The 12,404-nt window shown below is 30.9% G+C and carries 11 protein-coding genes and 1 riboswitch; of the genes, 9 read left to right on the top strand and 2 right to left on the bottom strand.

Features of this window, described 5'->3' with window-relative positions; translation table 11 throughout:
* Positions 1-306 precede the first annotated feature (306 nt).
* Positions 307-801, bottom strand: coding sequence for a leucine-rich repeat domain-containing protein (locus L0U77_RS06925; RefSeq protein WP_233900927.1), 495 nt, complete (start codon positions 799-801; stop codon positions 307-309).
* A 77-nt stretch (positions 802-878) separates the two neighbouring features.
* Positions 879-1,712 carry a phospholipase D-like domain-containing protein gene (locus L0U77_RS06920; protein WP_233900926.1) on the bottom strand — a complete coding sequence of 278 codons (834 nt, stop codon included), beginning with the start codon at positions 1,710-1,712 and terminating at the stop codon, positions 879-881.
* Between the two features lie 338 nt (positions 1,713-2,050).
* Positions 2,051-2,175, top strand: a riboswitch (SAM riboswitch).
* A gap of 121 nt (positions 2,176-2,296) precedes the next feature.
* Here L0U77_RS06920 and L0U77_RS06915 point away from each other — a divergent pair.
* The 9 genes from L0U77_RS06915 to L0U77_RS06875 all read left to right on the top strand — a co-directional run bounded on the left by L0U77_RS06915 (position 2,297) and on the right by L0U77_RS06875 (position 12,368).
* Positions 2,297-3,571: an O-acetylhomoserine aminocarboxypropyltransferase/cysteine synthase family protein gene (locus L0U77_RS06915; protein WP_233900925.1), complete on the top strand. Its 1,275-nt coding sequence runs from the start codon at positions 2,297-2,299 to the stop codon at positions 3,569-3,571.
* A 1-nt stretch (position 3,572) separates the two neighbouring features.
* Positions 3,573-6,968, top strand: coding sequence for a bifunctional aspartate kinase/homoserine dehydrogenase I (thrA, locus tag L0U77_RS06910; RefSeq protein ID WP_233900924.1), 3,396 nt, complete (start codon positions 3,573-3,575; stop codon positions 6,966-6,968).
* A 19-nt stretch (positions 6,969-6,987) separates the two neighbouring features.
* Entirely contained in the window at positions 6,988-8,169 is a 1,182-nt protein-coding gene (locus L0U77_RS06905) for a trans-sulfuration enzyme family protein (RefSeq protein WP_233900923.1), read from the top strand.
* A 59-nt stretch (positions 8,170-8,228) separates the two neighbouring features.
* The gene (locus L0U77_RS06900) at positions 8,229-8,636 is read left to right on the top strand and encodes an RrF2 family transcriptional regulator (RefSeq protein WP_233862192.1); all 408 of its coding nucleotides are present in this window, start codon (positions 8,229-8,231) and stop codon (positions 8,634-8,636) included.
* Positions 8,637-8,772: 136 nt separating this feature from the next.
* Positions 8,773-9,048 (top strand): DUF2061 domain-containing protein, encoded by a 276-nt coding sequence (locus L0U77_RS06895; RefSeq protein ID WP_101917510.1) that lies wholly within the window; start codon positions 8,773-8,775, stop codon positions 9,046-9,048.
* Positions 9,048-9,674, top strand: coding sequence for a phosphoadenosine phosphosulfate reductase domain-containing protein (locus L0U77_RS06890; protein ID WP_233885151.1), 627 nt, complete (start codon positions 9,048-9,050; stop codon positions 9,672-9,674). Before L0U77_RS06895 ends, L0U77_RS06890 begins: the two co-directional genes overlap by 1 nt.
* A gap of 16 nt (positions 9,675-9,690) precedes the next feature.
* Positions 9,691-10,662 carry a sulfate adenylyltransferase subunit CysD gene (gene cysD, locus L0U77_RS06885; protein ID WP_233897247.1) on the top strand — a complete coding sequence of 324 codons (972 nt, stop codon included), beginning with the start codon at positions 9,691-9,693 and terminating at the stop codon, positions 10,660-10,662.
* A 90-nt stretch (positions 10,663-10,752) separates the two neighbouring features.
* A complete protein-coding gene (locus L0U77_RS06880) occupies positions 10,753-12,000 on the top strand; it encodes a sulfate adenylyltransferase subunit 1 (RefSeq protein WP_233897248.1) in 1,248 nt (415 codons plus the stop codon).
* A 20-nt stretch (positions 12,001-12,020) separates the two neighbouring features.
* A complete protein-coding gene (locus tag L0U77_RS06875) occupies positions 12,021-12,368 on the top strand; it encodes a 4Fe-4S dicluster domain-containing protein (protein WP_233897249.1) in 348 nt (115 codons plus the stop codon).
* Positions 12,369-12,404 lie beyond the last annotated feature (36 nt).

Raw genomic sequence — 12,404 nt, 5'->3', positions numbered from 1 at the left:
TTAAGGTTTAATATAATAACGATTTTATTGTGATTTTTATTGTAGTTAGAGGTAAAAAATTACAGTAAAGTTCGTGTCCGTGAGAAACAGGGAAATATCCCGATTTATAGGATTTAATATTTTTTTCTGATGTCATAATATATTTTACTTGAATATTTGCGTTTAAAAAAGATAAAGATACGGGTTTTACTAGCTTTTAGTATAGTCTAAATATCAGAATAATTTGTAAGAAACAAGGGGTTGAAACCCCTTGTTAAAAATAGTATTGAATTGTAAAAAGAGATTTTTTAGTTTTCTGGCTGATTTTTAAAGAGGATTTTCGGTTAAATAATTGATATAATAATCAATATCATATTTTAACGATATTTCGATTATTTCATTATAATATAAGTTTAAATAAGTCAAATTAGTAAGAGTTGATAAGGTAGAAATATCAGTTATTTTATTATTACCTAAGCCCAATTTAGTCAAATTAGTAAGAGTTGATAAGGGAGAAATATCAGTTATTTGATTATTTTTTAAGTCCAAATCAGTCAAATTAGTAAGATTTGATAAGATAGAAATATCTGTTATTTGATTGTCATATAAGTACAAATCAGTCAAATTAGTAAGAGTTGATAAGGGCGAAATATCGGTTATTTGATTTCCACCTAAAGTCAAATAAGTTAAATTAGTAAGAGTTGATAAGTACGAAATGTCGGTTATTTCATTTCCCCGTAAGTTCAAAGAAGTCAAATTAGTAAGAGTTGATAATGGAGAAATATCGGTTATTTCATTATATTCTAATTCTAAAGAAGTCAAATTAAAAATAGCCGTAAGTTCTTTTCTGTAATTTTCTCATTAGAATTTGCTTTTATACATTCTATAAAAAGAGCCTTTCATTTATCAGATAAATTATTCCACCAAACCCTTTTATTTTTACTCGGAGCAATTAATTTACTGGTTAGCACAATAAGATTTCCTGTTTCAATATCAAGAGCATTAACTTGATTTTCGAGTTTTTTTATGCCACTTTTTAATAAGGAAACTTCTTTATCAACCCAAAGTTCTATTTGTTGATTTTTACTGATAAATTTATCAATAATTGCTATTGCGGAATAGTTTTCTTCTGATGGTACAATTTTTAAAATTTCGGCAATATCCGTGTTAAAATTGTATTTTTCAAGTTTTTGACATTCATTAATTACGGCATCATCATCTTCTAAAAACAGATAATTTTTGATAATTTCCAGTCTTTTAACAATAATATGAACGGGAAAAGGCTCATTTTTGATGATTTTCTTTGGGTTTATAATTTTTAAAATCCGATTAAACTCCTCAATAAATTGTTGTGTAAGAATAGTGTCGTTATAGGTAACAATAATATTTTCAAAATTAGTTTTAGCCTTGTAACTCCAATTATAAGAACCTGTGATGACAGTTTTATTATCAATGATACAAAATTTATTGTGCATCAATTCTGTATCATTAATTTTAAAAATGTTTAGATTACAAATATCTAATTGATTATAATTTATTTTTGAATTATTATTTATTTCATCATCATTAATTATGATGAAAACAGTACAATTATTTTGAGCTTTAGTTTTCAAAATATCGAATAATTCTTTATTTGTAAACCAAGCTATTGCGATATAAATAGTTTTTTCAGCCTTCTGTAATTCTTCTGCTATTCTTTCTGCTATATTTTCAAAAACTGCTTCTGTTTGCATTATTTTTTCATTTTAATTTTTTCTTTAAATTTATAAATAAAAATTAATATGGATAGTTTTTTTTGATGTTAAAAACTTACAAAAAATAAGAGTCTGTTTAAAAATTAAATAAACTGTCAGTTCGAGTGATTTTTTTCCTTCAAAAAAATTGTATCGAGAACTTTTTTAGTATAAAATTCATCAATATAAAAGAATTCAAATTCTCGATTTTAATTCCTTTTAGTCATTAAAATCACTCAAATTGATAATAATTATAAAAAATAAATCAAAATAAATTAGGATATTAAAATATAATATTTGAATATTTGCTTTCACAAAGTTCAATAACTTAATTGACAATGTTATCAAGAAAGGTGGAGGGATTAGACCCTGTGAAGCCTTAGCAACCCTTTGTTTAAGTCAAAGAAGGTGCTAAATTCTACTTAATTTTAGATTCATTTATCTGAAATTGGATAGATAACTCAAAAACAATTACAGCGCTGTAATTGTTATAATTCTTCATAACATTTTTCGAGTAAGCGCATCAAAATAATAGGTGCAGGTAACTTTTGTTTTAATTTTAATTATTTCAAAAAACAAGAAAAATGAGTACCCAAAAATTCGCAACAAACGCCTTGCACGCAGGTCACGACGCAACACAAACCGCAGGAACACGAGCGGTACCAATTTATCAAACAACATCGTATGTTTTTAACAATTCTGAGCATGCGGCAAACCTATTTTCATTAAAAGAATTGGGCTTTATTTACACCCGATTAAACAACCCAACAAATCAAATTTTACAAGACCGTTTGGCGAGTTTAGAAGGCGGAATTGGGGCGGTAGTTTTCGCGTCAGGAACATCGGCAATTTCAACAGGATTATTAACCTTGTTAAAAGCAGGCGACCATATTGTAGCATCGAGCAGTTTGTACGGTGGAACGTACAATTTATTAAGCGTTACCCTGCCAAGATTAGGAATTACAACGACTTTTGTTGATGCTTCAAATCCTGATAATTTCGGCAAAGCAGTACAAGAAAATACCCGTGCTTTTTTTGTAGAATCTTTAGGAAACCCAAAGTTAGATGTGTTAGATTTAAAAGCAATTTCAACCCATGCAAAAACGGCAGAAGTTCCTTTTATTGTTGATAATACCGTAGCAACTCCAGCGTTATTAAACCCAATTGAGCATGGTGCAAATATCGTAATTCATTCGTTAACAAAATACATCGGCGGACACGGAACGTCTTTAGGTGGCGCAATAATTGATGCAGGAACTTTTAATTGGGCAAATGGTAAATTTCCAGAATTTACAGAACCTTCAGCGGGCTATCACGGTTTGGTTTACAATGATGTTTTAGGGGCATCTTCTTATACTTTTAAATTAATTTTAGAAGGATTGCGTGATTTTGGTGGCGCATTAAGCCCAACAAATGCGTTTAATATTATCCAAGGGTTGGAAACCTTAAACATCAGAATTAAAAAACACAGTGAAAATGCGTTGGAATTAGCCAAATGGTTAGAAAATCAAGAAGCGGTTGCTTGGGTGAATTATCCAGGATTGGAAAGTAGTAAATATAAAAGTTTAGCAGATGAATATTTACCAAAAGGACAAAGTGGTATTGTAACTTTTGGCGTAAAAGGAGGTTATGAATCGGCTAAAAAAGTAGCGGATACTACAAAATTATTTTCATTATTAGCCAATATTGGCGATACGAAATCTTTAATTATTCATCCTGCAAGTACCACGCATCAACAGTTAAGCGAAGAAGCGCAACAAAGTGCAGGCGTTACTAGCGATTTAATTCGTTTATCCGTAGGATTAGAAGATATTGAGGATTTAAAAAATGATTTAACGACGGCTTTTTTAAAAATATAATATGTTAACACAGCAACTTTCTCACATAAATATTACCAACTTTACCACAGAAAATGGACTTTTTTTTGATGAAATTCCATTAAGTTATGAAGTTTTTGGTAAAAAAATAGGCACAGCGCCCGTGGTTTTAATCAATCACGCATTAACAGGAAATAGTAATGTTGCAAATCCAAAAAATGGCTGGTGGAAAGATTTAATCGGAAAAAATAAAGCCATAAATACGGAAAATTATACGGTTTTATGTTTCAATATTCCAGGAAATGGCTACGATGGTTTTTTAATTGATGCGTATAAAAATTTTATCGCTAGAGATATTGCAAACCTATTTCTAAAAGGATTAGAAAAACTGAAAATAACAAAATTATTTGCTTTAATTGGTGGTTCTTTAGGCGGTGGAATTGCTTGGGAAATGGCGGTTTTAAATCCTGAAATAACTCAAAAATTCATTCCAATAGCCACCGATTGGAAAGCTACCGATTGGTTAATTGCAAATTGTCAAATTCAAGAACAATTTTTAGTGAATTCAAGCAATCCTGTACATGATGCCCGCATGCACGCTATGTTGTGTTACCGAACGCCAAAATCTTTTAAAGAACGTTTTCATCGCTCAAAAAAGGAAAATTCTGAAATATTTAATGTCGAAAGTTGGTTGTTGCATCACAGTGAAAAATTACAGGAACGCTATCAGTTGGCATCCTATAAATTAATGAATCAATTATTAAAAACGATTGATGTTACCAAAGGACAAAATAATGCCGATATTTTAGAAAAAATTGAAGCCGATATTCATATTATTGGCGTTGATTCTGATTTATTTTTTACCGCCGAAGAAAATAGAGAAACGCAAAAAGAACTCGCTTTAGTACATGATAATGTAACGTACAATGAAATAAATTCGGTACACGGACACGATGCTTTTTTAATGGAATATGAGCAATTGGATAAAATTATCAGCCCAATTTTTAATCCAAAATTAAAAAATAAGAACATAAAAATAATCAAATTTGGAGGAAAATCGTTGTCAAATAACGGAATTAGCAATGTAATTTCTATTATTGAAGAAAAAATAAATAATCAAGAAAAAATAGCAGTAGTTGTTTCGGCAAGAGGAAATGCAACAAATCAACTAGAAGAAATTTTAGAAAAATCTGCTAAAAATGAAAATTATCAACAGCAGTTTGAAGCTTTTAAATTTGAGCAATCAAAATTAACGCCACTGCTTGATTTTTCATCAGAATTTACACATTTAGAAAAACTTTTCGAAGGAGTTCGTTTATTAGGTGATTTTAGCCCAAAAATAAAAGATGAAATTCTAGCACAAGGAGAGCTTTTATCAGCAAAAACAGTTACTGAACTTTTAATGCAAAAAGGAATATCAGCAAAAATTACCGATGCAAGAAAATTAATAAAAACAGATGCTAATTTTGGAAATGCACAGCCAATTATAAAAATATCAAAAGAAAATGTACAAAAATATTTTAAGAAAAATAACAATACAGTAACTATTGTAACAGGTTTTATAGCCTCTAATTTAAAAGGAGAAACCACTACTTTAGGACGAAATGGAAGTAATTATACAGCATCGTTATTGGCGAATTTTTTAAATGCTGATGAATTGCAAAATTATACACATGTAGATGGAATTTTTACCGCAAATCCTGATTTGGTTGCCGATGCTCAAAAAATAGAAACACTTTCTTTTTCTGAAGCAAATGAATTAGCCAATTTTGGAGCCACAATTTTACACGCAAAAACAATAAGTCCGTTATTGGAAAAAAATATCAATCTTCGGATTTTAAATACGTTTAAACCCAACGATTCAGGTACTTTAATTACATCAAAAACAACTTCAAAAGGCATAAAATCGATTGCTGTTTTAGATAATGTTGCTCTATTAAATTTTGAAGGAAGAGGTTTATTAGGAAAAGTTGGCGTAGATGCGCGTATTTTTAAAGCGTTAAGTAATAAAGAAATAAGTGTGAGTATTGTGTCGCAAGGTTCTTCGGAAAGAGGCATCGGTTTAGTAATTGATAAAAGTAAATCCGAAGAAGCTGTAAAGGCATTAGAGCAAGAATTTGAAAGTGATTTTTATACCAAAGATGTACATCAAATTTCAATTATAGCCGATGTTTCGGTGATTTCAATTATTGGGCAAGATTTAAGTGAATTTCATCATTCGTATAATGCGTTGATTAAAAATCAAATTGTTCCGTTGCTTTTTAATAACACGATTTCAGGGAAAAATGTAAGTTTAGTTGTTAAAAAACAGCAATTACATAAAGCTTTAAATGTTATTCACGGGCAAGTTTTTGGCGTTGCTAAAAAAATAAATATTGCCATTTTTGGAAAAGGATTAGTGGGTGGAACTTTAATTAATCAAATTATAGAAAACACAAAATCAGTACTTGAAAGAAAGAAAATTCAATTGAATATTTTTGCCATTTCAGGTTCTAAAAAATTGCTGTTAAATGAAAAAGGAATTGATGAAAATTGGCAAAATAAAATCGAAAATAGTCAAGAGATCTCTTCGGTAAATACCATTATTAATTTTGCAAAACAACATCATTTAGAAAATTTAATTGCTGTTGATAATACGGCAAGTCATCAATTTATTGAAAATTATACATCGTTAATTGAAGCTGGTTTCGATTTGGTTTCTTCCAATAAAATAGCCAATACCGTATCGCATAGTTTTTATAAAAAATTAAGAGATACTTTAGCTAAAAATAATAAATCGTATTTGTATGAAACCAATGTTGGTGCAGGTTTACCGTTAATTGATACGATTAAATTATTACACGATTCAGGAGAAAATATCACCAAAATTAGAGGCGTTTTTTCGGGGTCGTTAAGTTATTTATTTAATACTTTTTCTTCGGATGATGTAGCTTTTTCTGAAACACTTCAAAAAGCAATTGACAAGGGGTTTACCGAGCCAGACCCAAGAGAAGATTTATGTGGAAACGATGTGGCTAGAAAATTATTAATCTTAGCGCGTGAGTTAGATTTAGAAAATGAATTGGAAGATATTGTCATTGAAAATTTAATTCCAACAGCATTTAGAGAAAGTTCTTCGGCTGATTTTTTATCGAATTTAAAAGCTTTAAATACTGTTTTTCAGCAGAAAAAAAAGGCACAAAAACCCAATCATGTATTGCGTTATATTGGTGATTTATCAGGCGATTTATCTAAAGAAAAAGGAAATTTAACGGTGAAATTAGTTTCTGTGCCAACAAATTCTGTTTTGGGAAGTTTAAAAGGTTCGGATGTTATTTTTGAAATTTATACGGAATCTTATGGCGAAAAACCGATTGTTATTCAAGGAGCAGGAGCGGGTGCAAAGGTAACCGCAAGAGGCGTTTTTGGCGATATTTTACGCTTGGCAAAAAATCATTAAAAGATAAAAAACAACAAATATGAGTTATCAATTTGAAACCCAAGCGATAAGAAACCAAACCGAACGTTCACAATTTTCGGAACATTCTACGCCGTTATATCTAACATCTAGTTTTGTATTTGAAGATGCAGAAGATATGCGTGCTTCTTTTGCTGAAGAAAAAGATAAAAATTTATATAGCCGATTTTCAAATCCTAATACAACCGAATTTGTTAATAAAATTGTAGCGATGGAAAAAGCGGAAGCAGGATATGCTTTTGCTACAGGAATGGCGGCTGTTTTTTCGACTTTTGGAGCGTTGTTAAATTCGGGAGATCATATTGTTTCGTGCAGGTCTGTATTTGGTTCAACACATAGTTTGTTTACTAAATACTTTCCAAAATGGAATATTCAAACGAGCTATTTTAATATAAATCAACTTGAAAAAATTGAAGGTTTAATTCAGCCAAATACTACAATTTTATATGCCGAAACGCCAACAAATCCAGCAGTTGATATTATTGATTTAGAATTGCTTGGTGAAATTGCTACAAAACATAACTTATTATTGATAATAGATAACTGTTTTGCGACGCCTTATTTGCAAAATCCTATTGATTTTGGTGCCGATTTAGTCATTCATTCGGCAACCAAATTAATTGACGGACAAGGAAGAGTTTTAGGCGGAGTAACTGTTGGAAAAGCCGATTTAATTCGAGAAATTTACCTGTTTTCAAGAAATACAGGTCCTGCAATGTCACCTTTTAATGCGTGGGTTTTATCAAAAAGTTTAGAAACATTAAGTATTCGTGTGGAAAAACATTGTGAAAATGCCTTAAAAGTAGCGGAGTTTTTAGAAAATCATCCGAAGGTAAATTTAGTGAAATATCCATTTTTAAAATCGCATCCAAAATATGAAATCGCCAAAAAACAAATGCGATTTGGTGGAAATATTGTAGCCTTCGAAATAAAAGGAGGCATTAATGCAGGACGCAAGTTTTTAAACAGTATAAAAATGTGTTCTTTATCAGCAAATTTAGGTGATACCAGAACTATTATAACACATCCAGCATCAACAACACACAGTAAATTAAGCGAAATTGATCGGTTGGAAGTAGGAATTACCGATGGATTAGTTCGATGTTCTGTCGGTTTAGAAAATGTAATAGATATTATAAACGACTTAAAACAAGCATTAGAAAATCATAAAAATAACTCATAAAAATAATTTAGAAAAATAACAAATAATAAAAAATTAAATAAAAAGTGTACTTTTGGGGTATGCTATCTAAAAAAACAAAATACGGAATTAAAGCCCTAACATACATTGCTAGGCAAGAACACGGAATAAAAATGCAAATAGCCACTATTTCCGAATGTGAAAATATTTCACATAAATTTTTAGAAAGTATTTTACTCACATTGCGAAAAGCAGGTTTTTTAGGTGCGAAAAAAGGAAAAGGTGGAGGATATTATCTGCTAAAAGAAGCATCAGAAATACAAATGACCGACGTTATTAGAACCCTCGAAGGACCAATAGCAATGCTACCTTGCGTGAGTTTAAACTATTATGAAAAATGTAGTGATTGCCCCGATGAACAGGCTTGTGGTGTTCGTAAATTGATGATACAAGTTAGAGATAGTACGTTACAAGTATTGAAAAATACAACCCTTGCTGATTTAGTATAAAAATTATTGTATGCTTTTTTACTACGGTTTTTAGTTTTTTTATAAATTTTACCTTTATTTTTTTTGTTATCTAATTTGAATTAATACATTTGTAATCTTAAAACCTAGTTACCCGATAGGGAAATAGTATTTTGAAATGATTTTAGAACAATTAATAAAAGAAATAAAACAAAATAAGCCAAATAAAGAGGCCGATAATCAAACTGAAAAAGGGTCTGAAAACACCTGGAGAAGTATTGTGAAATCAATAAGTTGGCGAATAATCGGTACGATAGATACGGTTTTAATATCATGGTTTATCACAGGAGAATTAGCCCTAGCATTTTCAATAGGAAGCATCGAATTAATAACAAAAATGGTATTATACTTTTTTCACGAAAGAATTTGGAATAAAATAAAATGGGGGAAATAATGAGCTTAAAAAACGAATTGAATTTAGAATTTTTAAATAAAAAATTAGCAAAACTAAGTCCAAAAGAAATTGTACAATGGGTTTTTAATTTAGATAAAAAAAACATTATTACCACAAACTTTAGACCTTATGAAGTAGCGATTTTACACCTAACATCCCAAGAAAGTCCCAATATAAAAGTTATTTGGTGCGACACAGGTTACAACACCCCCCAAACCTATAAACACGCCGAAGAACTGATTGAAACATTACACTTAAATGTTGATTTATATGTGCCGAAACAAACTGTAGCACATCGTACTGTTATTATGGGACTTCCTTCGGTTGATGATCAAAATCATGCAAAATTTACCGAACAAGTAAAATTAGAACCTTTTAAAAGAGCTATGAAAATTCATCAGCCTGAAATATGGTTTACCAATCTTCGAAAAGGACAAACGGCTTTTAGAGATGGTATCGATATTTTATCCTTTAGTAAAGATGGAATTTTAAAAGTGAGTCCTTTTTATCATTGGTCGGATGAAGATTTAGATGGGTATTTAGAAACCCATAAATTACCAAATGAGTTCAAATATTTTGATCCAACAAAGGTAGAAAGTAACAGAGAATGCGGTTTACATATTTAAAAATAAGAGTATCATTATGGACACTATAGCAATAGAAAAAACAGCTACAACATCAAAAAAAGTATCAAAAATAGCATCAAAAACTTTAGAAAATACGATAAAAGTAGGCGCCTTAGAAAGCGAAGCTATTTATATTTTTAGAGAAGTTGTAGCGCAGTTTGAAAAACCTGTGTTATTATTTTCAGGAGGAAAAGACAGTATTACGTTGGTTCGATTGGCGCAAAAAGCGTTTTATCCAGCGAAAATACCGTTTCCTTTAATGCACATTGATACAGGACATAATTTTCCTGAAACCATCGAATTTAGAGACCGTTTAGCGAAAGAATTAGGAGTGGAATTAATCGTTCGAAATGTACAAGATAATATCGATAACGGAAAGGTTAAAGAAGAAACGGGTAAATATGCGAGTAGAAATATGCTACAAACCGAAACGTTATTAGATGCAATTGAAGAATTCGGATTTGATGCTTGTATCGGTGGTGCTCGTAGAGATGAAGAAAAAGCAAGAGCGAAAGAACGTATTTTTTCTGTAAGAGATGATTTTGGGCAGTGGGACGAAAAAAATCAGCGTCCAGAATTGTTTGATATTTTAAATGGAAGAATTGATTTAGGGCAGAATGTGCGTGTTTTTCCTATTTCAAATTGGACAGAATTAGATGTTTGGAGTTATATTCAAAAAGAAAAAATTGAAATTCCATCAATTTATTTTGCGCATAAAAGAAAAACATTTGTTCGTGATGGAATGATTTGGTCTGCTGAAGATGCCGTGGTTTATCGTGAAGAAGATGAGGTTGTTGAAGAAAGAATGGTGCGTTTTCGTACTGTTGGCGATATGAGTTGTACCGCCGCTGTGTTGTCGTACGCTGTGAGTATTGATAAAGTAGTCGCTGAAATTAAAGAATCAACCATTTCAGAAAGAGGTGCCAGAATTGATGATAAACGCTCGGAAGCAGCCATGGAAAAACGCAAACAACAAGGTTATTTTTAATATGATTTAATTATCTAAAGAAATAAAAATAATAATTAAAGAATACAAACTAGGTTTTTAATTATCAGTAAAAACCAATAGCAGACTAAAATGAACGTATTAAAAATAGCAACAGCAGGAAGTGTCGATGATGGTAAAAGTACTTTAATTGGTCGTATTTTATATGATACCAAATCATTAACCGACGATAAATTGGAGGCAATTGAAGCAAAAAGTAAACAAAGAGGTTTTGATTATTTAGATTTTTCATTAGCAACTGATGGTTTAGTTGCCGAACGTGAACAAGGAATTACCATTGATGTTGCACATATTTATTTTTCAACACCAACAACCAGTTTTATTATTGCCGATACGCCTGGACATATTGAATATACTCGAAATATGGTTACAGGAGCGTCTAATTCACAAGCTTCTATCGTTTTAATTGATGCTCGAAATGGCGTAGTTGAACAAACGTACCGTCATTTTTTTATCAATACCTTATTACGAGTAAAAGACGTGGTAATTGCAGTTAATAAAATGGATTTGGTTGATTTTTCTGAGGATAAATTCAATGAAATCAAAAAAGAAATTCAAGATTTAGCAAGTAAAAGTGGCTATGAAAATCAAAAATTAACATTTATTCCTATTTCTGCGTTAAAAGGAGATAATGTTGTAACAGGATCAGATAAAATGTCTTGGTATAAAGGTGAAACTTTATTAAATCATTTAGAGACTTTAGAATTTGATGATGTTGCTGAAGAGTCTCAAACACGTTTTCCTGTGCAAACAGTTATCAGACCTAAAACGGAAGAATATCACGATTTTAGAGGATATGCTGGTAAAATTTATGGTGGCGATTTAGCCGTTGGCGATACAATTACAGTATTACCATCTGAAACAAAATCTAAAATAAAAAGCATTCATTTTTTCGATAAAGAATATCAAAAAGCAACGCAAGGAAGTTCAATAACCATCACTTTAGAAGATAATATAAATATCAGTAGAGGCGATATGTTGGTTAAAAAAGACCAAGAACCAACCGTTGCAAAACAATTAAATGCCACTATTTGTTGGATGGATAAAACGCCTTTACAAGCATCTTCAAAATACATTATAAAACATGGCGTAAATGAAGTGCAGGCAAAAATTACGGCTTTAACATCAATTATAAAAACCGATTTTTCGGGGAAAGAAGAAAACCCTTCAGAATTGGTTTTAAATGCAATTGGCGAAGTTTCTTTAAAAGTGAATAAACCGTTGTTTTTTGATAGTTATAGTAAAAATAAAGCAACAGGTTCGTTTATTTTAATCGATCCAAAAACCAACAATACTGCAGGAGTTGGCTTTATTCAATAATTAAAAACGAATACGTAGTTATGGCAATTATAATAACTGATGAATGCATCAATTGTGGTGCTTGTGAGCCAGAATGCCCAAACACAGCAATTTATGAAGGTGCTGTTGATTGGAAATATAGTGAAGGAACTTCACTAGAAGGAAATATAAAGTTACCTAACGGAGAAGCGGTTGATGCAGATATAACACAAGAACCAGTGTCTGATGAGTTTTACTTTATAGCACCAGACAAGTGTACAGAATGTGTAGGTTTTCATGAAGAACCACAATGTGCCGCTGTTTGTCCAGTTGATTGTTGTATCCCAGATGATGCACACGTTGAAACAGAAGCAGCACTTTTAGATAAACAAAAGTTTTTACACAATTAAAAAATAATAATGCTTATACCAAGCTGATAAGTAATA

The organism is Tenacibaculum piscium, assembly GCF_021390715.1.
Taxonomy (GTDB): Bacteria; Bacteroidota; Bacteroidia; order Flavobacteriales; family Flavobacteriaceae; genus Polaribacter; species Polaribacter piscius.
The sequence above is the reverse complement of the archived record's forward strand: the minus strand, read 5'-3'. Positions and strand labels throughout refer to the sequence as shown.

Excerpts from the sequence above, each read along its gene's own strand:
- cysD (WP_233897247.1), top strand. The coding sequence starts at position 9,691 with ATGGACACTATAGCAATAGAAAAAACAGCTACAACATCAAAAAAAGTA.
- L0U77_RS06905 (WP_233900923.1), top strand. The coding sequence starts at position 6,988 with ATGAGTTATCAATTTGAAACCCAAGCGATAAGAAACCAAACCGAACGT.
- L0U77_RS06880 (WP_233897248.1), top strand. The coding sequence starts at position 10,753 with ATGAACGTATTAAAAATAGCAACAGCAGGAAGTGTCGATGATGGTAAA.
- L0U77_RS06915 (WP_233900925.1), top strand. The coding sequence starts at position 2,297 with ATGAGTACCCAAAAATTCGCAACAAACGCCTTGCACGCAGGTCACGAC.
- L0U77_RS06890 (WP_233885151.1), top strand. The coding sequence starts at position 9,048 with ATGAGCTTAAAAAACGAATTGAATTTAGAATTTTTAAATAAAAAATTA.
- L0U77_RS06920 (WP_233900926.1), bottom strand. The coding sequence starts at position 1,712 with ATGCAAACAGAAGCAGTTTTTGAAAATATAGCAGAAAGAATAGCAGAA.
- L0U77_RS06900 (WP_233862192.1), top strand. The coding sequence starts at position 8,229 with ATGCTATCTAAAAAAACAAAATACGGAATTAAAGCCCTAACATACATT.
- L0U77_RS06875 (WP_233897249.1), top strand. The coding sequence starts at position 12,021 with ATGGCAATTATAATAACTGATGAATGCATCAATTGTGGTGCTTGTGAG.
- thrA (WP_233900924.1), top strand. The coding sequence starts at position 3,573 with ATGTTAACACAGCAACTTTCTCACATAAATATTACCAACTTTACCACA.
- L0U77_RS06895 (WP_101917510.1), top strand. The coding sequence starts at position 8,773 with ATGATTTTAGAACAATTAATAAAAGAAATAAAACAAAATAAGCCAAAT.